The organism is Mycobacterium palustre (assembly GCF_002101785.1).
Classification (GTDB): domain Bacteria; phylum Actinomycetota; class Actinomycetes; order Mycobacteriales; family Mycobacteriaceae; genus Mycobacterium; species Mycobacterium palustre.
The window spans coordinates 1-22,707 of record NZ_LQPJ01000118.1; the positions used below are offsets into that span (position 1 = coordinate 1).

The 22,707-nt window shown below is 71.0% G+C and carries 17 protein-coding genes; 13 read left to right on the forward strand and 4 right to left on the reverse strand.

The features are described 5' to 3' along the window. Both AWC19_RS18960 and AWC19_RS18965 read left to right on the forward strand, forming a co-directional pair. Positions 1 to 5,231, forward strand: a 5,231-nt coding sequence (locus AWC19_RS18960; protein ID WP_142281302.1) for a type I polyketide synthase, incomplete at its 5' end; no start/stop codon positions are given. A 25-nt stretch (positions 5,232 to 5,256) separates the two neighbouring features. Further along, complete coding sequence (locus tag AWC19_RS18965) at positions 5,257 to 7,848, forward strand: sugar epimerase family protein (protein WP_085079550.1); 2,592 nt, start codon at positions 5,257 to 5,259, stop codon at positions 7,846 to 7,848. Between the two features lie 48 nt (positions 7,849 to 7,896). On the opposite strand, the gene AWC19_RS18970 is transcribed toward AWC19_RS18965, so the two are convergent. Then, positions 7,897 to 8,673 (reverse strand): hypothetical protein, encoded by a 777-nt coding sequence (locus AWC19_RS18970; RefSeq protein WP_085079551.1) that lies wholly within the window; start codon positions 8,671 to 8,673, stop codon positions 7,897 to 7,899. Positions 8,674 to 8,743: 70 nt separating this feature from the next. Beyond that, complete coding sequence (locus AWC19_RS18975) at positions 8,744 to 9,439, reverse strand: hypothetical protein (protein WP_085079552.1); 696 nt, start codon at positions 9,437 to 9,439, stop codon at positions 8,744 to 8,746. An 81-nt stretch (positions 9,440 to 9,520) separates the two neighbouring features. Between AWC19_RS18975 and AWC19_RS18980 the strand changes: the two genes are divergently transcribed. The 3 genes from AWC19_RS18980 to AWC19_RS18990 are packed head-to-tail and all read left to right on the forward strand — an operon-like array spanning position 9,521 to position 13,572. Then, a complete protein-coding gene (locus AWC19_RS18980) occupies positions 9,521 to 11,026 on the forward strand; it encodes a carboxylesterase/lipase family protein (RefSeq protein ID WP_085079553.1) in 1,506 nt (501 codons plus the stop codon). A gap of 18 nt (positions 11,027 to 11,044) precedes the next feature. After that, entirely contained in the window at positions 11,045 to 13,057 is a 2,013-nt protein-coding gene (locus AWC19_RS18985; RefSeq protein ID WP_085079554.1) for a DUF7064 domain-containing protein, read from the forward strand. Further along, positions 13,033 to 13,572: a gluconokinase gene (locus tag AWC19_RS18990; RefSeq protein WP_085079555.1), complete on the forward strand. Its 540-nt coding sequence runs from the start codon at positions 13,033 to 13,035 to the stop codon at positions 13,570 to 13,572. Before AWC19_RS18985 ends, AWC19_RS18990 begins: the two co-directional genes overlap by 25 nt. Here the strand turns inward: AWC19_RS18990 and AWC19_RS18995 are convergent. Next, positions 13,541 to 14,539: a DoxX family protein gene (locus AWC19_RS18995; RefSeq protein ID WP_085079556.1), complete on the reverse strand. Its 999-nt coding sequence runs from the start codon at positions 14,537 to 14,539 to the stop codon at positions 13,541 to 13,543. The two genes, AWC19_RS18990 and AWC19_RS18995, sit on opposite strands and share 32 nt — an antisense overlap. A 91-nt stretch (positions 14,540 to 14,630) precedes the next feature. On the opposite strand from AWC19_RS18995, the gene pncA reads away from it, so the two are divergent. Then, entirely contained in the window at positions 14,631 to 15,191 is a 561-nt protein-coding gene (gene pncA / locus AWC19_RS19000) for a pyrazinamidase PncA (RefSeq protein WP_158090911.1), read from the forward strand. Next, positions 15,191 to 16,015: a nuclear transport factor 2 family protein gene (locus tag AWC19_RS19005; RefSeq protein ID WP_085079558.1), complete on the forward strand. Its 825-nt coding sequence runs from the start codon at positions 15,191 to 15,193 to the stop codon at positions 16,013 to 16,015. The genes pncA and AWC19_RS19005 overlap by 1 nt, the downstream gene beginning before the upstream one ends. Before the next feature lie 44 nt (positions 16,016 to 16,059). Here the strand turns inward: AWC19_RS19005 and AWC19_RS19010 are convergent, their stop codons facing one another. After that, positions 16,060 to 16,410: a DoxX family protein gene (locus AWC19_RS19010; protein WP_085079559.1), complete on the reverse strand. Its 351-nt coding sequence runs from the start codon at positions 16,408 to 16,410 to the stop codon at positions 16,060 to 16,062. 169 nt (positions 16,411 to 16,579) lie between these two features. On the opposite strand from AWC19_RS19010, the gene AWC19_RS19015 reads away from it, so the two are divergent. Genes AWC19_RS19015 through AWC19_RS19040 form a run of 6 tightly spaced genes read left to right on the forward strand, consistent with a single transcriptional unit; the run spans position 16,580 to position 22,704 of the window. Next, on the forward strand, positions 16,580 to 17,575 hold the full coding sequence (locus AWC19_RS19015) for a sigma-70 family RNA polymerase sigma factor (RefSeq protein WP_085079560.1): 996 nt from the start codon (positions 16,580 to 16,582) through the stop codon (positions 17,573 to 17,575). After that, the gene (locus AWC19_RS19020) at positions 17,565 to 18,890 is read left to right on the forward strand and encodes an ABC transporter substrate-binding protein (RefSeq protein ID WP_085079561.1); all 1,326 of its coding nucleotides are present in this window, start codon (positions 17,565 to 17,567) and stop codon (positions 18,888 to 18,890) included. Before AWC19_RS19015 ends, AWC19_RS19020 begins: the two co-directional genes overlap by 11 nt. Beyond that, the gene (locus AWC19_RS19025) at positions 18,887 to 19,840 is read left to right on the forward strand and encodes a carbohydrate ABC transporter permease (RefSeq protein WP_085079562.1); all 954 of its coding nucleotides are present in this window, start codon (positions 18,887 to 18,889) and stop codon (positions 19,838 to 19,840) included. The genes AWC19_RS19020 and AWC19_RS19025 overlap by 4 nt, the downstream gene beginning before the upstream one ends. Then, a complete protein-coding gene (locus AWC19_RS19030; RefSeq protein ID WP_085079563.1) occupies positions 19,827 to 20,669 on the forward strand; it encodes a carbohydrate ABC transporter permease in 843 nt (280 codons plus the stop codon). The genes AWC19_RS19025 and AWC19_RS19030 overlap by 14 nt, the downstream gene beginning before the upstream one ends. Before the next feature lie 3 nt (positions 20,670 to 20,672). Further along, entirely contained in the window at positions 20,673 to 21,743 is a 1,071-nt protein-coding gene (locus AWC19_RS19035) for an ABC transporter ATP-binding protein (protein ID WP_085079588.1), read from the forward strand. After that, positions 21,736 to 22,704 (forward strand): patatin-like phospholipase family protein, encoded by a 969-nt coding sequence (locus AWC19_RS19040; protein ID WP_245849139.1) that lies wholly within the window; start codon positions 21,736 to 21,738, stop codon positions 22,702 to 22,704. Before AWC19_RS19035 ends, AWC19_RS19040 begins: the two co-directional genes overlap by 8 nt. The last annotated feature ends 3 nt before the right edge of the window (positions 22,705 to 22,707 follow it).

The window sequence follows — 22,707 nt, forward strand, 5'->3', positions numbered from 1 at the left end:
TGCCGGCCACGCTGCATGTCGACGAGCCCAGCCCGCACGTGGATTGGTCGGCGGGGTCGGTGTCGCTGTTGACCGAGGCCCGCGCCTGGAAGGCCAACGGCCACGTGCGCCGGGCGGGGGTGTCGTCGTTCGGCATCAGCGGCACCAACGCGCACGTGATCATCGAGGCCGCGCCGGACCAAGCCGACCGGGTCGTGGACCGCCCCAAGGTGCCCGCGGTGCCGTGGGTCGTGTCGGCGAAGTCGGCGTCGGCGTTGACATCTCAGGCTGGCCGGTTGGCCGAGCACGTGCGTGCCCACGACGATCTGAACATCGCCGACGTGGCGTGGACGCTGGCGGGCCGGTCCAACTTCGAGCACCGGGCCGTCGTCGTCGGCGCCGATCGCGACCGGCTGATCGGCGGGCTGGACGAGCTGGCCACCGGCGAGGTCGCCGCGGCCGTGCAAGGCGTCGCGGCGGCCGGCAAGACCGTCTTCGTCTTCCCGGGCCAAGGGTCCCAATCGCTGGGCATGGGAATGGGATTGCACGCCGGATACCGGGTGTTCGCCGAGGCGTTCGACACGGTCGTGGCCGAACTGGACCGCCATCTGCTGCGGCCGCTGCGCGAAGTGATGTGGGGCCACGACGAAAACCTGCTGAACACCACCGAATTCGCGCAGCCGGCGCTGTTCGCGGTGGAAGTGGCGCTGTTCCGGCTGCTCGAATCCTGGGGGGTGCGGCCCGACTTCGTGATGGGCCACTCGATCGGCGAATTGACGGCCGCCCACGTCGCCGGCGTCCTGTCGCTGGAGAACGCCGCGGTGCTCGTGGCCGCGCGGGGCCGCTTCATGCAGGCCCTCTCGGCGGGCGGGGCGATGGTCGCCGTGCAGGCCACCGAGGAGGAAGTGCGGCCCCTGCTGAACCCGCAGGCGGGCATCGCGGCGGTCAACGGCCCGGCCTCGGTAGTGGTTTCGGGCGCCGAAGACGCGGTGGCCGCGATCGCCGACCGGTTCCGCGCCGAGGGCCGCCGGGTGCACCGGCTGGCAGTCTCGCACGCCTTCCACTCGCCCCTGATGGAGCCGATGATCGACGAATTCGGCATGGTAGCCGCCGGTCTCGCGGTGGGCCGGCCCGCCATTCCGATCGTGTCGAACCTGACCGGCCAGCTCGCGGGTGACGACTTCGCGTCGGCGGCCTACTGGCAGCGGCACATCCGCGAAGCGGTGCGCTTCGCCGACAGCGTCCGGTTCGCGCGCGCCGCCGGCGCGACGCGTTTCCTCGAGGTCGGTCCGAGCGGCGGCCTGGCGGCGTCGATCGAGGAATCGCTGCCCGCAGACGGGCGGGCGGTGACGACCACGTCGGCGCTGCGCAAAGACCGGCCCGAGCCGGCGACCCTGATCGACGCCGTCGCGCGGGGCTTCGTCACCGGCATGGACGTGGACTGGCGCGCCGTGGCGGGCGAGGCCAACTTCGTCGAGCTGCCCACGTATGCCTTTGAGCGGCGCAGGTTTTGGCTCGCGGCCGACGGTGCGCCCGCCGACGCCGCCGGCCTGGGTCTGGAAGCCAGCGAGCACGCGCTGCTGGGCGCGGTGGTGGAGTTGCCGGCCACGGGCGGGGTGGTGTTGACGGGCCGGCTGTCGCCCGCCACGCAGGGCTGGCTGGCCGACCATGCCATCGGCGGGGTCGTGCTGTTCCCCGGCGCGGGGTTCGTCGAGCTGGCGATCCGCGCCGGCGACGAGGTGGGCTGCGGGGTCGTCGACGAATTGAACTTGGCGGCGCCGCTCGTGCTGCCCGGCGCCGGGTCGGTGGCGGTGCAGGTCGTCGTCGGCGGCGCCGACGACGCGGGAGCCCGTGCGGTATCGGTGTTTTCGCGCGGCGACGCCGGATCGGGCTGGACGCTGCACGCCGAGGGCGTGCTCAGCGCGGGCACCGTGGAGCCCGGTGCGGACCTGTCGGCGTGGCCGCCCGTCGGGGCGATTCCGGTGGACGTGGGCGACGGGTATCAGCGGCTGGCCGACCGCGGGTATGGATACGGGCCGGCGTTCCGGGGCCTGACGTCGATGTGGCGTCGCGGCGACGAGGTGTTCGCCGAGGTGGCGTTGCCCGCCGATGCCGGGGTCACGGTGGCCGGCTTCGGCGTGCACCCGGCGATCCTGGATGCCGCGCTGCACGCGGTGATCCTGGCCTCCGACGACGGGGAGGTGCCCGAGGGTTCGGTACTGGTGCCCTTCTCCTGGCAGGGCGTGTCGCTGCACGCGGCCGGCGCCTCGGCGGTGCGCGCCCGGATCGTGCGGACGGGCCCGGGCGGCAGTCCGGCGGTGGGCGTCGAGCTGGCCGACGGCCTTGGGCTGCCGGTGCTGTCGGTGAAGTCGATGGTGGCGCGGCCGGTCAGCGACCGGCAGCTGCTGGCCGCGGTGTCCAACGCCGGTCCGGACCGGCTGTTCGAGGTCGATTGGTCGGCACAACCGGCGGCCGCCGTCGCGCCGGTGGTGGTACAGCGTTGGGGCGCAACGCAAGACACCGACGTCGAACCCGGAGCCGTGCTGTTCGAATCGGCGCCGGTGGCGGGCGACGTCGTCGCCGGCGTGCGCGCGGCCACCCATTCGGCGCTGCGGGTGCTGCAGTCGTGGCTGGCGCGCGACGGGTCGGCGACGCTGGTGGTGTCGACCCACGGTGCGGTGGCGCTGCCCGGCGAGGACGTCACCGACCTGGCCGGCGCGGCGGTGTGGGGCTTGGTGCGCTCCGCGCAGACCGAGCACCCCGGCCGGATCGTGCTCGCGGACAGCGACGTCCCGCTCGACGACGATGCGATAGCGGCGGCGCTGGCGGTGGGGGAACCACAGGTGGTGCTGCGCGACGGGAAGGTCTATACGGCCCGCGTGCACGGCAGCCGCGCCGTGGGCGCCGTGCTGGTGCCGCCCGGTGAGGGCCCCTGGCGGCTGGGCATGAGCAGCCGGGGAACCTTCGAAAACCTGCGTCTAGAGCGCATCCCCGACGCCGACGCCCCGCTGGGCCCCGGCCAGGTCCGGGTCGCGTTGTCCGCGATCGCCGCCAACTTCCGCGACGTCATGATCGCCCTCGGTCTGTACCCGGACCCGGACGCGGTGATGGGCATCGAGGCCTCCGGCGTCGTCACCGAATGCGCCTCGGATGCCAGCCTTTTCGCGGTGGGCGACCGGGTCATGGGCCTGTTCCCCGAGGGCACCGGGACCGTCGCACGCACCGACGAGCGGCTGCTTGTCAGGGTGCCGGCGGGATGGTCGCACACCGCCGCGGCCACCGCGACGGTGGTGTTCGCCACCGCGTTCTACGCGCTGGTCGACCTGGCCCGCGTCAGGCCGGGGCAGCGGGTGCTGGTGCACGCCGCGGCCGGCGGGGTGGGCATGGCCGCCGTACAGCTGGCCCGGCACTTCGGCCTCGAGGTGTTCGGGACGGCCAGCCAAGGCAAGTGGGACACCTTGCGGGCCATGGGTTTTGACGATGACCACATCTCGGATTCGCGCGGCCTGGACTTCGAGGACAAGTTCCGCACCGTCACCGGCGGCCGCGGCTTCGATGTGGTGCTGGACTCGCTGGCCGGCGAGTTCGTCGACGCATCGCTGCGGCTGGTGGCCCCGGGCGGGGTGTTTTTGGAGATGGGCAAGACCGACATCCGCGACGCCGAAGCGGTCGCCCGGGAGCATCCGGGCGTGCGCTACCGCGCCTTCGACCTCTTCGAAGCCGGTCCCGACCGGATCCAGCAGATCCTGACCGAGCTGGCCGGGCTCTTCGGCGACGAGGCGCTGCGGCCGTTGCCGGTCACCACCTTCGACGTGCGGCGCGCGCCCGCCGCGCTGCGGCACCTGAGCCAGGCCCGCCACGTCGGCAAGGTCGTGATGACCCTTCCTACTGCGCCCGGCGGCGCGCTGGGTGCGGGCACGGTGCTGATCACCGGCGGCACCGGGATGGCAGGTTCCGCGCTGGCGCGGCATGCGGTGGCCCGGCACGGCGTCCGAAACCTGTTGCTGCTCAGCCGCCGCGGCCCGGATGCGCCCGGCGCCGCGGAATTGACCGCCGAACTGACCGCGGCAGGCGCCGCGGTGCAGGTGGTGGCCTGCGACGCCGCCGACCGGGAGGCACTGGCCAAGGTGGTCGCCGACATCCCGGTCCAGCGGCCGCTGTCGGCGGTGATCCACGCGGCGGGCGCGCTGGACGACGCGGTCGTGATGTCGCTGACACCCGATCGCATGGATGCGGTGTTGCGCGCCAAGGCGACCGCGGCCTGGAACCTGCACGAGGTGACCCGCGACCTGGATGTGGCGGCGTTCGTGATGTTTTCGTCGATGGCCGGGCTGGTGGGCTCGTCGGGGCAGGGTAACTACGCCGCGGCGAACTCGTTTTTGGACGCGCTGGCGGTGCACCGGCGGGCACGCGGGTTGCCGGCGATCTCGCTGGCCTGGGGGCTGTGGGATCAGGCCAGCGCCATGACCGGCGGGCTTGCCACCGCCGACTTCGCCCGGTTCGCGCGCGACGGCATCGTGGCGATGTCCTCCGACGAGGCCCTGCAGCTGCTCGACACCGCGATGATCGTCGACGAGCCGTTCATGCTGCCGGCCCACATCGACTTCGCCGCGCTGCGGGTCAAGTTCGACGGCGGGACGTTGCCGCCGATGTTCGTCGACCTGATCAACGCGCCCACCCGGCGCCAGGTCGACGACTCGCTGGCGGCCGCCAAGTCGAAATCGGCGCTGCTGCAACGCCTCGAGGGCCTGGCCGAGGACGAGCAACAGGAGATCCTGCTGGACCTGGTGCGTTCCAACATCGCGACCGTCCTGGGCAGCGGCAGCCCCGAGGCCATCGACCCGGACCGGGCGTTCCAGGAGCTGGGCTTTGACTCGCTGACCGCCGTCGAGATGCGCAACCGGCTCAAATCCGCGACCGGGCTGCCGCTTTCACCGACGCTCATCTTCGACTACCCGAACTCCGCCGCGCTGGCCGGTTACATGCACCGCGAACTCGTCGGCGCCTCCGAGCAGGAGGTTTCGGCCGCGGCGCCCGGGGAGGCCGAGATCCAGCGCGTCGTGGGGTCGATCCCCGTCAAGCGCCTTCGCCAGGCCGGCGTGTTGGAGCTGTTGCTCGCGTTGGCAAACGAGGGCGACGGCGCTGCCCTCGAGAAACAGGCGGCGGCCCCGGTGGCGGCCACCGAAAAGGACATCGCCGACATGGACCTCGACGACCTGGTCAACTCGGCGTTGCTGAACGACGACGACTGATGTCGCGCTCCAGCGAGGTCGATCAGTGAGGATCGCGGTCACGGGCGCCGGCGGTGTGCTCGGGCGCGGCCTCACCGCCCGGTTGCTCAGCCAGGGCTACGACGTCGTCGGCACCGGGCCGCACCGGCCCGAAAGCTGGCCCAGGGCGGCCGGATTCGTCGCGGCCGACATCCGGGACGCGGCCGCGGTAAGGCGCGTCATCGCCGACGCCGACGTCGTCGCGCACTGCGCGTGGGCGCCGAACAGCCACGAGGTCAACATCGGCGGGACCCGCAATGTCCTCGCGGCGATGGCCGAAACCGGGGCCCGGCGCGTCGTCTTCCCGTCGTCGGCACACGTCTACGGCGCCGCTGACCGGCCGTACGCCGAGTCGGACCCCCCCGAGCCCGGCTCCACCGAGGGTCGGCACAAGGCCCGCGCCGAGGAGATGCTGGGCGCCGGCGACGTCGAATCGGTCGTGATCCGCTGTGCGCTCGTCGTCGGCCGCGGCGTCGACAATTGGGTGCGCCGCGCACTGGCGCTGCCGGTGTTCCCCGGCGGGGCCGCCGACCGCCCGGCGCAGGTGATCCACATCGACGATGCGCTCCGATTGTTGGCGCGCGCGATCGTGGACACGGAAATCCCCTCCGGCCCAGTCAATCTGGCCGCTGCCGGCGCCCCGACGTTTCGTCAGGTGGCGGCCGCGCTCGGCCGCCGCGTGTTGCCGATTCCCGGTCCGCGCACCGCGTCGTTCGCCGAACTGCGGCTCGTGCGGCGCGCGCCGCTGATGGATACTTCCCGGCTGCGCGACGAGTGGGGGTTTGAACCCGGTTGGACCGCCCGGGAATGCGTCGAAGATGTCGCGGTGGCGGTCCGCGGTCGGGTCACCGTCGCCCGGCGGGTGGTATCGCTGCCGTGGCGGCTTGCCAACGTTCAAAATCTCCCGGCCGTCGATGCGCCCGCCGAGGATGGGGTGGAGCCGAGACTGGCCGGGCCGGAAGGTGTTAACGGCGAATTCGACACGCCGATCGACCCGCGCTTCCCGACGTTTTTGGCCACCAACCTGTCCGAGGCGCTGCCCGGCCCGTTCTCGCCGTCGTCGGCGTCGGTCACCGTGCGCGGCCTGCGGGCCGGCGGTGTCGCGATCGCCGAACGGCTGCGACCGGGCGGCATCATCCAGCGCGAAATCGCCATGCGCACCGTGGCGGTGTTCGCCCACCGGTTGTACGGCGCGATCACGTCGGCGCATTTCATGGCCGAGACGGTGCCGTTCGCCAAGCCGGCGACGATCGTCAGCAACAGCGGCTTCTTCGGGCCAAGCATGGCGTCCCTGCCGATCTTTGGTGCCGAGCGACCGCCGCTGCAATCCGGTTGCGCCCGAAGGCAATTGCGAACCCTGCGCAACATCGGGGTGTTCGGCGTCAACCTGGTCGGCCTGAGCGCCGGCTCTCCCCGCGACACCGAGGCATTCGTCGCCGACGTCGATCGCCTCGAGCGGCTTGCCGGCGGGGACCTCGCCCGGCTCGACGACCGCCGGCTGCTCAGCCTGATCCTGCTGGCGCGAGACCAGGTGGTGCACGGCTGGGTGCTGGCTTCCGGTTCGTTCATGCTGTGCGCGGCGTTCAACGTGTTGCTGCGGGGGTTGTGCGGACGAGAAACCGCCCCCCCGGCCGGCCCCGAATTGGTCAGCGCGCGATCGGTGGAGGCGATCCAGCGGCTCGTGGCGGCCGCGCGGCGTGACCCCGACGTGACCCACCTGCTGGCCGAACCCGGCAAGCGCTTGGACGTGTTGGCCGCGAAGGCCCCGGCATTCCACGCCGCGCTGCTGGCGGAGCTCGCGCTGATCGGCCACCGCGGCCCGGCGGAGCTGGAGATGTTGTCGACGAGCTACGCCGACGATCCGGAGTTGCTGGTCCGCATGGTGGCCAAGACCCTGGCCGCGGCGCCCACCCCGCAGCCGGTGCATCCCCCGATCCCGTTGCGCGCCAAGCCCGTTGCGGCCCTGGCCGTGCGCCAGCTGCGCGACCGGGAGGTTCGCCGCGACAAGGTGGTGCGGGCCAACTGGGTGCTGCGGGGCCTACTGCGGGAATACGGGCGCAGGTTGGTCGACGCATCGATCTTCGACGCAGTCGACGACGTCTTCTATCTGCTGGTCGACGAGCTCGACGAGATGGGCCGGCTGCCGGCGGAAGTCGCCAATTTGGTGGCCCGGCGGCGGGCCGAACAGCGCCGGCTGGCCGGCGTCGTCCCGCCGACCGTGTTCAGCGGCACCTGGCAGCCGACGGCCACCGCGGCGCCCGCGCTCGCCAGCGGCGACACGCTGCGCGGGGTCGGCGTGTGCGGCGGACTCGTGCGCGGCCGGGTCCGGATCGTGCGGCCCGAGACGATCGACGATCTGCAACCCGGCGAGGTGCTCGTCGCCGAGGTGACCGACGTCGGCTATACCGCCGCGTTCTGCTACGCCGCGGCCGTGGTGACCGAGCTGGGTGGCCCGATGTCGCACGCGGCGGTGGTGGCCCGCGAATTCGGCTTCCCGTGTGTGGTGGACGCCCAGGGCGCCACCCGGGCCTTGCCGTCCGGCGCCCTGGTCGAGGTCGACGGAACAACGGGGGAGATTCACGTGCTCGAAGCGGGTTGACGGCCGACGTCGGCGCTGGGCCCAGTTCATGGGCCGCTCAGCGGAGGCTCACCGGGCCTTGCTGAACCGGCGCCAGATCGCATAGGTCACGGCCAGGGCGACGCCCAAAACCCCGGCGACCAGCGCGGTCTGGAACGCATCGATCGCGATCCAGCTGGCGTCGTACGAGCCGGTGGCGCCGACGCATTCGAAGTCCACGCTGGTGCCCGATTGCCCCGGCTTGTAGCTGTAGTCGGTGGTGTTGTACGCCAGCTGGTAGCCGCTGTCGCAGACGAAGGCGCCCGTCCACAGGGCGCTGGCCGGCGTCGTCGCGGTCAACGACGCGGCGAGGCCGGTGCAGATCCCCAGCGCCCCTACGACCGCCCCGATGCGATCCGGCCACCCGCGCATGCCCCACGGCCGCCGGCTCCCGGATGCGACCTGACGCCTGGAGCCGACCTGCTGCGCCAAGCCCGACCCCGCACCCGTGCCGGCCAGCGCGGCGAAGTCGGGCGGGGCACCCCGCCCGGAGTACACGACGGAGTGCCCGACCTTGATGGTGGCGTGGCCGTGCTTGAAGACGTTGTCGATCTGTTCCGGCGACATGCCGGCTTGGGCCGCGGCCCGCATGAAAGCCTCTCGGTGCGCGGCCATCTCGGCGTCGGAAGGCCCGCCGGCACCCGCCGGTCCGCCGGAGCGCAAGCCCTCCCACAACGACTCCGCGTAGCGGCGCGCGCGCTCGTCGGGGCCCTGCGCGGTTTCCTGGTGCTGGCCCGCGGCCGCCTTGGCCTCGGCAAGCTGGCGTTCCAGCTCGGCGATGCGCTTTTGGGGATCGTCGACGTCCATCGGCAAATCGTCGCATGCTCGAACCGCCGGTACGCCAACTTTCTGCGTCACGCGCCGGCACGGCGGCGAATCAACAGCTGAAGGCGATGCCGACCCCGTCGGGAGGCGGTGCCGATCGCAGGCAACCGAACGGCTGGATCCCGGCGCTGGCGAATCGAACCGCCGACTGATGGGCGTAGTTCACGCAGAACAGGCCCGCTTGACCGGCGCGGCAACGGTAGTCGCCGAACGACAACGAGGACCCGTCGGCCAATTCCGGCCCGTTGCCGTTGATGAACGGACCGGGATCCGCGCGCGACGACCCGACCTGCAGGTGCGTCCCGTCGAAGTCGACCCAGCCGCCCTGCCAGTCGCCATAGGCGGTGACGGGGCGGGGCGGGGGACTGGTGAGCTGCACCAGGCACGCCAGCGCGCCACCGGTGTGTTTGGCGTCGGTCATGCACGATACCTGGCCGGCGTTTGCCGACAGGGCGATATCGCCGCCGAGTTGGGTGGTGGCGCCGTCGCGGGTGGCAACGTGATAGTTTGCCTGGTCGGCGGGGTGACCGGCCTCGACCCACGCGATGACGTCGGAGATCGGCGCGCCGGCGCGGGGCGCCGCCGCGGGTGCAGACGGTTTGCTACTCGGCGGCGCCGTCGCCGAAGAGGCGGTCGAGGACGGCGGCGAGGTCGGTGGCTGCCCCGACTGGCCGCCGCGATGCTGCGAGCAGCCGGCTGTGAACCCGGCGGCGAGCAACGACACGGTGACCAGCGCGGCGATCCGCATCTCGCCAGGCTAACCGCCGGGCCCGCCGCCACGCGCGCACAAGTGCCGTTCCGGGCCCAAGTGTCGGCTACCGTCACAGCTATGCATGAGCGCACCGTCCGCGCCCGCACGACCATCGGCACCGTCGAAGGTTTCACCCGCGACGGCGTCCACCGCTGGCGAGCCATTCCCTATGCCCGGCCCCCGGTGGGGCGCCTGCGATTCCGCGCACCGCAACCGCCGCTGCCATGGTCGGGTGTGCGGCACTGCCACAGCGTCGGCAACTGCGCGCCACAGCAGCGCCGCTACACCATGCTCGGGGTGGGCCGCTACCAGCCCATGAGCGAGGACTGCCTCACCCTCAACGTGGTCACCCCCGAAACCAGCGACGGGCAACCGCTGCCGGTCATGGTCTTCGTGCACGGCGGCGGCTACATCCTGGGCAGCTCGGCCACGCCGCTGTACGACGGCGCGGCGCTGGCCCGCCGCGGGTGTGTCTATGTGTCGGTCAACTACCGGCTGGGCGCCCTGGGATGCCTGGACCTGTCGTCGCTGTCCACCCCGGACATCCCCATCGACAGCAACCTGTACCTGCGCGACCTGGTGATGGCGCTGCGCTGGGTCCGCGACAACATCGCCGGCTTCGGCGGCGACCCCGACAACGTCACGATCTTCGGGGAAAGCGCGGGCGCGTGCATCACGGCCACGTTGTTGGCCGTGCCCGCCGCCAAGGGGCTGTTCGCCCAAGCGATTTCGGAAAGCCCGGCCTCGGGCCTGGTGCGGCCCAAGGAGATCGCCGACGAATTCGCGCACCGGTTCGTCCGGCTGCTCGGCGCGCGCAAGGAGGACGCCGCCGATGCGCTGATGCGGGCGTCCGCGGCGCAGTTGGTGAGGGCCCAACACCGGCTGATCGACCAGGGCATGGAGAACCGGCTGGGGGCGTTCCCGATCGGCCCGGTCACCGGCGACGACGTCCTGCCCTTGGACCCGGTCGAGGCCATGCGGTCCGGTCGGGCGCATCGGCTGCCCCTCATCGTGGGCACCAACGCCGAAGAGGGCCGGTTGTTCACCCGGTTCCTCAAGATGCTGCCGACGAACCAGTCGATGATCGAAGAGCTGTTGGCCGATACCGAACCGGCGGCCCGCGAACGGATTACCGCCGCCTACCCCGATTACCCCGCGCCGTCGGCATGCATCCAGCTCGGCGGCGACTTCGCGTTCAGCTCGGCGGCCTGGCAGATCGCCGAGGCCCACGGCGGCCACGCGCCCACCTACCTCTACCGGTATGACTTCGCCCCCCGCACGCTGCGCTGGTCGGGCCTGGGCGCCACGCACGCCACCGAGTTGCTGGCCGTCTTCGACGTCTACCGGACCAGGCTCGGTGCGCTGCTGACCGCGGCCGCCGATCGGGGCGCCGCGCTGCGGGTCAGCAACCAGGTGCAGCGGCGGTGGCGGTCCTTCAGCCGCACCGGGTCCCCGGGTGACGACTGGCCGGCCTACACCCCCGCCGACCGCGCCGTCATGGTCTTCGACCGCAAGACCCGCGTCGAGTTCGACCCGCACGCGGAGCGCCGGATGGCCTGGGACGGCTTCTCATTGGCGCAGTGACCTGGCACGCTGACCCTCATGCACGCCGACACCGAGCAAGTCATCGAGCGCCCCGCTGACCTCACGGCCTCGTGGTTGGCCTCGGCGATCGGCACCGGCCCCATCGCCGACTTCGCCGTGGAGCGCATCGGCACCGGCCAGATGAGCGAGTGCTACCGCGTCCGGCTCGACTACGCCGACACCAACACCGACGGGCCCGAGTCCGTGGTGCTCAAGGTCGCGGCCACCGACCCGGTCAGCCGGCAGACCGGGCTGGCGCTGGGCCTCTACGAGCGCGAGGTCCGCTTCTACGGCGACATCGCCCCGGGCCTGGGCGGGCCCGTCGCGCCGTGCTATCACGCCGCCATCGACACCTCGACCGGCGTCTTCGACCTGTTGCTCGGCGACGCCGGGCCCGCGCTCGTGGGTGACGAAATCGCCGGCGCCACAAGCGAACAGGCCCGTCTGGGCGTCGTCGAGCTAGGGCGCTTGCAGGGCCCGCTGCTCGGGGACGCGGCGCTGGCCGAGGCGCCGTGGCTCAACCGCGAGACGCCGCTCAACCAGGCGATGATCGCCTCCCTGTACGCCGGCTTCATCGACCGGTACGGCGAGCAGATCGCGCCCGAGCACCGCGCCGTGTGCGAGCGGCTGGTCGCCGCGTTCGACGGGTACGTCGCCCAGGAAGCCGAGCCGGGTCGCATCCGGGGCCTGGTGCACGGCGACTACCGCCTGGACAACATGCTGTTCGGCGCCGCGGGAGCCGACCGCCCGCTGACCGTGGTTGACTGGCAGACCGTTTCGTGGGGACCGGCGCTGACCGACCTGTCGTACTTTCTGGGCTGCGCGCTGCGCACCGAGGACCGCCGCGAGCGCTACGACGAATTGTTGCTCGCCTACCACGAGGCGCTCGGACCCGCAGCGCCCATCGGCCTTGCCGAGGTCGCCGAAGGCGTTCGCCGGCAAAGCTTTTTCGGCGTGACAATGGCGATCGTCTCCTCGATGCTGGTGGAGCGCACCGACCGCGGCGACCGGATGTTCATGACGATGCTGCAACGCAACTGCGAGCACGTGCTCGACACCGACGCGTTGGCGACGCTCCCGGCTCACACCGCCGACACCGCGGCGCCGGAACCACTTCGCCCCACGGACGACGACGAACTAGCGCACGCCCCGACCGCCGAGCCGCTGTGGAGCGAGAGCTGGTACGCCGACTTCGTCGATGCCGCACAGGGATTGGGCGGCTGGTTTCGCATCGGCCTGATAGCCAACCAGCAGAAGGCATGGGTGCATGCGTTGCTGTGCGGGCCCGACATGCCCACCGTGGCAGTCGACGATCCCGAGGTCTCGCTGCCGGCCGACCCGTGGGCGGTGCGCACCGACGACCTCGAGCTGGGCCACTCCGCCACCGCGCCGCTGCACACCTACCGCGTCGACCTGCGCGCGCGGGCGCAGGCCTACCGGGACCCCGCGGCACTGTTGCGCGGAGAGCCGGGCACCCCCGTCGAGCTGACGATGAACCTGGTGTGGACCACCGACGGCACACCCTACAAGTACCGGTTGACGACGCGGTACGAAATCCCTTGCGCCGTAACGGGAACCATCGTCATCGACGGCACTAACTATCGCGTCGACTCGGTTCCGGGCCAGCGCGACCACTCCTGGGGCGTGCGCGACTGGTGGAGCATGGACTGGATCTGGAGCGCGCTGCACCTCGACGACGGCACGCATCTGCACGGGGTCCACATCCGCATCCCGGGCGCGCCCACCTTCAGCGTCGGCTACCTTCAGGACGCCGACGGCAACGTGACCGATCTGCGGACCGTCTCCTCGCGGGAATCCTTCGACGCCAACGGTTTACCGTTGCACGCGACCCTAGAGCTCGATCCGGGTGGGCTCGCCGCCGATCTGGAGGTGCGCGGGCAGGCGCCCGTGCGGCTGACCGCCGACGACGGTCGGGTGAGCCAGTTCCCCCGGGCCTGGGTGAACGTCAGCACGGCCGACGGGCGCGGCGGTGTCGGTTGGGTCGAATGGAACCGCAACCTCGCCCGGTAGCCGGCGCGTGGCCGCCCGTGGTCGTGATGGGTGTCTCCGGCTCGGGCAAGTCGACGGTGGGGGTGGCGCTCGCACGACGGTTGCGGGTGCCCTTCGTCGACGCCGACACGCTGCACCCGCCGGCCAACATCGCCAAGATGAGCGCCGGCGAGCCGCTCGACGACGACGACCGCCACCCGTGGCTGCAGAAGGTCGGTGAATGGCTGGCCCGGCACCGCGACGGTGGTGTCGCGAGCTGTTCGGCACTCAAACGCCGATACCGCGACCAGCTGCGGGCCCACTGCCCGGGCGTCGAGTTCCTGCATCTGCGCGGCACGCCGGAACTGATCGGCGGCAGGCTGGCGACCAGAACCGGCCATTTCATGCCCGCCGCGCTGCTGCGGTCGCAATTCGAGACGCTCGAACCCCTCGGCGCGGGCGAGGCGGGAGCCACCGTCGACGCCTCTGACGGCGTCGACGCGATCATCGACACCTTCCTGGCGCTTACCAGGGGCGGCGGCGACGGCGGGTCGTGACCCCGTCGCCGACCCGCTCGCGCGCGGCGTCGGCCAGCTGGCTCCCGCGGGCGGCCGCGGCGTCGGCGAGGTGGCTGCCGCGCAGCCGCGCGATCTCGGCGAGTTCCTCCGCCCGTTCGCGGGCCGTGTCCGCCAACTCCTCGCCGCGCTTGCGCGCCTTCTTGGCCAGCGGTGCGCCGCGCTCCGCGGCGGTGCTGGCCAGCTCCTCGCCGCGCTTGCGGGCCCTCTTGGCCAGCGGTGCGCCGCGTTCGGCCGCGGTGCTGGCCAGTTCGCGGCCGCGTTCGAGGGCGGCCTCGGCGTACGGCGCGCCCTTTTCGGCGGCGGTGCTGGCGAGCTCGCGGCCGCGTTCGAGGGCGGCCTCGGCATAGGGCGCGCCCTTTTCGGCGGCGGTGCTGGCGAGTTCGCGGCCGCGTTCGGCGCCGAGCTGCAGCCCGTGCACGATCTTTTCGCCGAGCTCGCCCAGGTCGGCGTCGAACGCGTCGTCGGATTTGGGCAGCGCCGAGGACACCCGCTCGGACAGCCGCCCCGCCGCCCGGCGGCTGCGCCACCCCAGGGACGGCTTGCCGGCCGTATCGGCCGACGCGATTATCAGGCCGCCCAGCAGGCTCAGGTCGGTCAGGAACTCCTTGCGCTTGTGCGCCTTGACCTGCGGGTCGCTCTCACTCCAGAACATGTGTGCCCCGAGGTTGGCCGGCAGCACCGTCAAGGCCAGGGCCGCCGAGGCGATGCGGGGCGCTTTGCCAGTGGCGAGCAGCAGTCCGCCGCCGATCTGCACGGCCGCGTTGATCTGGGCGAACGTCTGGGGATCGCTGGGAATCTTGCTGCCGACCGGACCCGGCAGCGCCCGAAGCCCGTCCACCGTGGGCGCCGCGGCTTCCGCGGCCGGCTTGGGATTGCGCAACGAGTCGATTCCTTGGCCGATGAACACCGCCGACAACAGGGGTCTCGCGATTCTGCGGATCAACATGGCAGCTGGATTACCCCACCGACCGGCGAACAAACCGCCGGCTGCGCGCGGGCCAAAGGCGCAGCTATCTTTCGGCGATAGGGTGGAGTGCGTGCGGGCGTTGATCATCGTCGACGTGCAAAACGACTTCTGCGAGGGCGGCTCGCTGCCGGTCGGCGGGGGCGCGCGGCTGGCTTCGGCCATCAACGAGCACTTGGCTGCCGACCCCGCCTACGCCCACGTCGTGGCAACCCAGGACTTCCATGTCGACCCGGGCGACCACTTCTCCGACCACCCCGACTTCTCGTCGTCCTGGCCGCCGCACTGCGTCGCCGGAACCCCGGGCGCGGATCTACGCCCCGACCTCGACACCGGCCGGATCGAGGCGGTCTTCCGCAAGGGGCACCATGCCGCCGCCTACAGCGGCTTCGAGGGCGTCGACGAGGAGGGAACCCCGCTGCTCGACTGGCTGCGCCGCCGGGGGGTCGACGCCGTCGACGTGGTCGGCATCGCCACCGACCATTGCGTCCGCCGGACCGCGCAGGACGCGGCGGGGGCCGGTTTGACGACCAGGGTGCTGCTGGGCCTCACGGCGGCCGTGGCGCCCGAGTCGGCCGGCCAGGCCCTGGAAGAGATGCGCGACGCGGGCGTCGAGCTGGTTGGCACCCTCTGATGGCGCTGCCGCCGGATCGGGGGCGGCTGCTCGCCGCGGCGGAGCGCTCCCCGCAGGCGGCCGCCTCGCACGACCGCGCCGGATGGGTGGGGCTGTTCACCGCCGACGGCCGGGTGGAAGACCCGGTGGGTTCGCGCCCGCACGTGGGGCACGCGCAGATCGGCCGTTTCTACGACACCTTCATCGGCCCGCGGGACATCACGTTCCGCCGCGACCTCGACATCGTGTTCGGCACCGCGGTGCTGCGCGATCTCGAACTCGAGGTGTCGATGGGCTCGGACGTGACCATGCACATCCCGGCGATCCTGCGCTATGACCTGCGAGAAGACCTTCGAGAAGATTTGCGAGAAGCCAACGGGGACTGGCGGATTGCCCGGTTGCGCGCCTACTGGGAGCTGCCGGCGATGATGCTGCAGTTCCTGCGCACCGGATCGCGGGCGGCCGGGCCGGCCGTGCAGCTGTCGCGCGGCCTGTTCGCCAATCAAGGACTACCGGGCGCGGCCGGCTTCATGACGGGCTTCCGGCGGGCCGGCGCACGGCACAAGCGGCGGGTGCGGACGTTCCTCGATGCCCTCGCCCGGGAGGACAAACCGGCCGCCCTGCGCGCGTTATCGTCAAGCGGCCCAATAACATTGGGTGACGACGACGCGCTCGACGCCACCGAACTCGTCGAGCGACTCAACGGGGCCGGCTGCACCAAGATGATCGGCGCGGGCCCCACGGTCGCGGTTTCGCTGGACTCGGCGCGCGGGCGCGCCCTCGTCTTCGCCGACGTGACGCGGCGGGGAAACGCCGTCAACCGGATCCGCTACTTTCCCGCCTGACGACAACGGGGCGGCCGAAGACACGTTGCCGGGGCCAGCGCGGTTCAGCGCGCGAGCATCAGCGCCAGCGTCGCCGCCGACAGGCCCAAGTAGGCGCCGGGAAACGCGATGTTGTACAAGACGCGTGCCCTCAAATGGGTGACGACGGCGCCGACGAAAAACAGCACGAGGCCCGCCGCGGCCGCAATTCCCAACGCGCGCAGGCCCAGCAGCCCGACGACCAGCCCGGCGGCCCCGGCTAGCTTGGCGGCCCCCAGCGCCGGCAACCACGAACGCGGCACCCCCACCTCGGCCGAGTTCGCCAGCACGAAGCCGGCGGGAACGAAGTCGGCTAGGGCAATGCCGGCGGTGACAACGGCGGTCGTCAGCGCGACGACGACGCATGCGGTGTTCATCTGCCGTCAATGCCTTGGCACGCAGCTGTTTCGGAAGCGGCGAGCCGGATGGCCGCGGCACACGCGGCGGCGCACAATCGATAGGGTCATGGTGCTGGTCTCCTTTGCAAAAGAAAGTTCGACGGATGCGGTCATCGTCTTGACGACTCCCGTACAGAAAAGGTGACCCATGACCGCACAACAGGATCTCGTGGATCTCGCCCAACGCTTCGATGCCGACCGACCGCGCCTGAGGTCGGTCGCGTTCCAGCTGTTGGGCTCGGCCGCCGACGCCGACGACGCGGTGCAGTCGGCCTGGCTCAAGGCCAGCCGTTCCGACTTCCACGCCGTTCACAACCTCACCGGCTGGTTCACCACGATCACCGCCCACGAGGCGTTCGACCAGCTGCGCGCCCGCGCGCGACGGGCCGAGCGACCGCTGGCCGGCACCGACGAGCTGGACCGGTTGGCCGGCAGCGCCGCCGCACCGGCCGACGAGGAGGCGCTGCTGGCCGACGCGGTCGACCGGGCGCTGCTCGTCGTGCTCGATCGGCTCTCGCCGGCGCAGCGCGTGGCCTTCGTGCTGCACGACGTGTTCGCGATGCCGTTCGAGGACATCGCCGCCGTGCTGGACCGGTCGCCGGCCGCCGCGAAGAAGCTGGCCAGCCGGGCCCGCGGGCGACTGCACGAGGGCCCGGCCGTCCCACCCAGCCGCGCCGCCGACCACCTCGAGATCGTCGAAGCGTTCTTGGCGGCCTCCCGCGGCGGCGACATCGCGACGTTGCTCGACCTGTTGGCCCCCGACGTGGTGCGTCGGGTCGATCCCGCGCTGGTCCCCGGCGACGTTCCGCTCGAGGTGCGCGGCGCCAGGGAGGTCGCCGAGGAGACCCGCCGCTTCGCCCGGCGGGCGCGGGTCGGCGCCGTCGTGCTCATCGACGGTGCCCCGGGCATCGTCATCGCCCCCCGCGGGCGCCCGCGGGCGATGCTGCGGATCGGGATCGGCGCCGACAACCGCATCCATACGATCGACATCACCGGCGACGCCGCCCGCCTGCGGGAAGCCGTTCTGGCGCTGCCGGGCGGGGCGTCTCAGCCAGACCACAGGCGCATCCGGTACCAAGGACGCCGGACACGGCCGGCGGGGCAACCGGCCACTCGGCGACCCCGGGAGCACCATGGTCGATAGGCCGTTCGGGCGGCGGAACCTGCTGCGCGGCGCCGGGGCCCTCGCCGCGGCGGCGCTGGCCCCCGGGGCCGCCGGCTGCGCTCCCGGCGACGACGACGCGCTGACGTTCTTCTTCGCGGCCAACCCCGACGAACGCGACGCCCGGATCCGCATCGTCGACGAATTCCAGCGCCGCCATCCCGACATCAAGGTCCGGCCCGTGCTGTCGGCGCCCGGCGTCATGCAGCAACTGTCGACGTTCTGCGCCGGCGGCAAGTGCCCCGACGTGCTGATGACCTGGGATTTGACCTACGCCGAACTGGCGGCCCGGGGCGTGCTGCTGGACCTCAACACGATGCTGGCCCGCGACCCGGCCTTCGCTGCGGAACTGAAGTCCGACGGCATCGGCGCGCTTTATGACTCCTTCAGGTTCGACGGGGGCCAATACGCATTTCCCGAGCAGTGGTCGGGAAACTACCTGTTCTTCAACAAGCGGCTGTTCGCCGAGGCCGGGGTGCCGGGGCCGCCCAAGTCCTGGGAGCACCCGTGGAGCTTCGAGGAGTTCCTCGAGACCGCCACCGCCCTGACGAAGCGGGCGGCGTCGGGCCGGGTCACCCAGTGGGGCTTCGTCAACATGTGGTTCTCGTACTACTCCGCCGGGCTGTTCGCCATGAACAACGGTGTGCCGTGGTCCAGCCCGCTGATGAACCCGACCCACTTCAACTTCGGCGACGACGCGTTCATCGAGGCCGTGCAGTTCTACGCCGACCTCGCCAACAAGCACAAGGTGGCCCCCAACGCATCCGAGGTGCAGTCGATGTCCACGCCCGACCTGTTCGCGTCGGGCCGGGCGGCGATCGCGATGGGCGGCCACTGGCGGTACCAGACGTTCATCCGCGCCGACGGCCTGGACTTCGACGTCACCGCGTTGCCGGTGGGGCCGCGGCGGCGGGGGCAGCCCGCACGATCCAACATCGGGTCCACCGGGCTGGCGATCTCCGCGAGCAGTCCGCGCAAGGAGCAGGCTTGGGAATTCGTCAAATTTGCGACCGGCCCGGTCGGCCAGGCGTTGATCGGTGAGTCCAGCCTGTTCGTGCCGGTGCTGCGGTCCGCGCTCAGCGCGACCGGGTTCGCCGAGGCGCATCGCGGCGTCGACAACCTCGCGATCCTCACCGAGGGTCCGGTGAATTCGGAAGGGCTGCCGGTCACCCCGGCCTGGGAGAAGATCGTTGCGCTGATGGACCGCAGCTTCGGACCGGTGCTGCGCGGATCTCGCCCGGCGGCGTCGCTGGCCGACCTATCGCCCGCGCTCGACGAGGTGCTGCGCAGCCCATGACGTCGGTGGACACACCCGCCGCCACGCCGGCCGGCGTGAAGCGGCCCAAGGGCCAGATCTCGCGCCGGCGCGCGCGGGCCGGTCGCCTGTTCGTCGCGCCGAACCTGGCCGCGGTGGCGGTGTTCATGCTCTTTCCGCTCGGATTCTCGCTGTACATGAGCTTTCAGCAGTGGGACGTGTTCAGGCCGCCGAAGTTCGTGGGGCTGAGGAACTTTCAGCAGCTCTTCACGTCTGACCCGCTGTTTTTGATCGCCATCCGCAACACGGTCGTCTTCACCGTGGGGACGGTCGTGCCGACCATTGTGGTCAGCCTGGTCGTGGCCGGCGTGCTCAACCGGAAGGTCAAGGGGATCGGCGTCTTTCGCACCATCGTGTTTCTGCCGCTGGCCATCTCGTCGGTGGTCATGGCCGTGGTGTGGCAGTTCGTCTTCAACACCGACAACGGCCTGCTCAACATCATGCTCGGCTGGGTGGGGATCGGCCCCGTCCCGTGGCTGGTCGACCCCAAGTGGGCCATGGTCTCGCTGTGCATGGTCAGCGTGTGGAGGAGCGTGCCGTTCGCCACCGTGATCTTGCTCGCGGCGATGCAGGGCGTGCCGGAGACGGTGTACGAGGCGGCCAGAATCGATGGCGCGGGCGAGATCCGGCAGTTCGTGTTCATCACTGTGCCGTTGATCCGGGGGGCCATGTCGTTCGTCGTGGTCATTTCGATCATCCACGCGTTCCAGGCGTTCGACCTGATCTATGTCCTCAACGGCGCCAACGGTGGACCGGAATCCGCAACCTACGTGCTGGGCATCATGCTGTTCCAGCACGCGTTCTCGTTCTTGGAATTCGGCTACGCGTCCGCGCTGGCGTGGGTGATGTTTGCCATCTTGCTGGTGCTGACCGTGCTGCAACTGCGGTTCACGCGGCAACGATCCCTGGAGGCCGCGAGTGGCCTCCGCTGAGCGGGTATTCAGGCGCGGCGTCCTGCGGGCCGTCGCGGTCTACTGCGCGCTGCTGGGCATCGCGTGGTGCTGGCTGTTCCCGATCGCCTGGGCGGTGTCGGGTTCGCTGAAAAGGGAAGGCGAGGTCACCGAGCCCAGGCTGCTGCCGGCTCACCCGCGGTGGTCCAACTACACCGAGGTGTTCTCGCTGCTGCCGTTCTGGCGCATGTTCTTCAACACCGTGCTGTACGCCGGCTGCGTCACCGCGGGGCAGGTGTTCTTCTGCTCACTGGCGGGGTACGCGTTCGCCCGGCTGCATTTTCGCGGCCGCGACACCCTGTTCGTGCTGTACCTGGGCACGCTGATGGTGCCGCTGACCGTTACGGTGATCCCGCAGTTCATCCTGATGCGGGCCCTGGGCTGGGTCGACACGCCCTGGGCGATGATCGTTCCGGGCCTTTTCGGCAGCGCGTTCGGCACATACCTCATGCGGCAGTTCTTCCGAACACTGCCAACCGATCTCGAGGAGGCGGCGATCCTTGACGGCTGTTCCCCGTGGCAGATTTACTGGCGCATCCTGCTGCCGCACGCCCGGCCCGCGGTGCTGGTGCTTGCCGTGCTTACCTGGGTCAACGTGTGGAACGACTTTTTGTGGCCGCTGCTGATGCTGCAACGCAACAGCCTGGCGACGCTGACGCTCGGCCTGGTCCGGCTGCGCGGCGAGTACGTCGCGCGCTGGCCCATCATCATGGCGGCCTCGATGATCATCATGGTGCCTTTGGTCGTCATCTACGCGATCGCGCAGCGTTCCTTCGTCCGCGGCATCGCCGTCACCGGGATGGGCGGGTAGCCGATGGCGTCGGTGAGCTTCGAGCAGGCGACGCGGCGCTACCCCGGGGCTGAGCGCCCGGCGCTCGACGGTTTGGACCTCGCGGTCGGCGACGGCGAATTCGTGGTCCTGGTGGGGCCTTCCGGGTGCGGCAAGACGACCTCGCTGCGGATGGTCGCCGGGCTGGAAACGGTGGACTCCGGACGCATCCGCATCGGCGACCGCGACGTCACGCACATCGATCCCAAGGATCGCGACGTCGCGATGGTCTTCCAGAATTACGCGCTATACCCCCACATGACGGTGGCGCAGAACATGGGCTTTGCCCTCAAGATCGCCAAGACCCCGAAGGCCGAGATCCGCGAGCAGGTGCTGGCCGCCGCCAAACTGCTTGACCTGCAACCCTATCTGGACCGCAAACCCAAAGACCTTTCCGGCGGGCAGCGTCAGCGGGTGGCGATGGGCCGGGCGATCGTGCGTCGCCCCCAGGTGTTCTTGATGGACGAGCCGCTGTCCAATCTGGACGCCAAGCTGCGGGTGCAGACCCGCAACCAGATCGCCGCGTTGCAACGCCGGCTGGGCACCACCACCGTCTACGTCACCCACGATCAGGTCGAGGCGATGACCATGGGCGACCGGGTGGCGGTGCTGTGCGACGGTGTGCTGCAACAGTGTGCGGCGCCGCGCGAGCTCTACCGCAATCCCGGGAACGTCTTCGTCGCGGGCTTCATCGGCTCCCCGGCGATGAATCTGTTCAGGCTGCCGATAGTCGATTCCTCGGTGTCGCTGGGGGACTGGCCCATCCAGGTTCCGCGCCAGATCGCCGGCTCGGCAAGCGAAGTCGTGGTCGGTGTCCGTCCCGAGCACTTCGAGCTCGGTGGCGTTGGCGTGGAGATGGAAGTCGACGTGGTCGAGGAGCTCGGGGCCGACGCCTACGTGTACGGCCGGATCACGGGCTCCGGCAAGGTGATCGACCAGCCGATCGTCGCGCGCGCCGACGGGCGTCACCCGCCGGAGAAAGGCAGCCGGGTGCGGCTGCATCCGGAGCCCGGGCATGTGCACTTCTTCGGCACGGACGGTGATCGACTTGCCTGAGGACCTCCCGAACACCGCCGACCTGGTCTTCGAGGGCGGCGGCGTCCGCGGCATCGGGCTGGTCGGAGCGGTCGACGCCCTGACCCAGGCCGGCTACCGGTTTCCCCGCATCGCCGGTAGCAGCGCCGGCGCGGTGGTGGCTTCCCTGGTGGCCGCGCTGCAGGTCGCCGGCGAACCGCTGACCCGGCTCGCCGAAGTGATGCGCCACATCGACTACCGGAAATTCTTGGACCGCAGCCTGATTGGGAAGACGCCGGTGATCGGCGGCGGACTTTCGCTGTTGCTGAACGACGGTGTCTACCGCGGCGCGTACCTCGAACGGCTGCTGGCCGGCCTGCTCGGCGACCTGGGTGTGCACACTTTCGGAGACCTGCGCACCGGCGAGGAATCCGAACAGTTCGCCTGGTCGCTGGTCGTGGCCGCCAGCGACCTGTCGCGGCGCAGGCTGGTCCGTATCCCGTGGGACCTCGGCTCCTACGGCATCGACCCCGACGGATTTCCGGTCGCCCGGGCGGTGCACGCCTCCTCGGCGATTCCGTATGTGTTCGAACCGGTTCGGGTGGCCGGCGCCACCTGGGTCGACGGGGGATTGCTATCGGATTTCCCGGTGCAGCTGTTCGACCGGCCGGACCCGCGCTGGCCGACGTTCGGCATCCGCTTGTCGGCGCGTCCCGGCATTCCTCCCACCCATCCGGTCCGCGGGCCGGTGTCGCTGGGAATCGCGGCGATCGAGACGCTGGTGAGCAATCAGGACAACGCCTACATCGACGACCCGTGCACCGTGCGGCGCACCATCTTCGTGCCCGCCGACGAAATGAGTCCGATCGACTTCGACATCACCGCCGAGCAGCGCGACGCCCTGTATCAACGCGGACTGCGAGCGGGCCAACAGTTCTTGCAGACGTGGGACTACGCGGACTTCCTGGCGGCCTGCGGCGGTCCGGTCGGGCCGACCTCCTGAGCC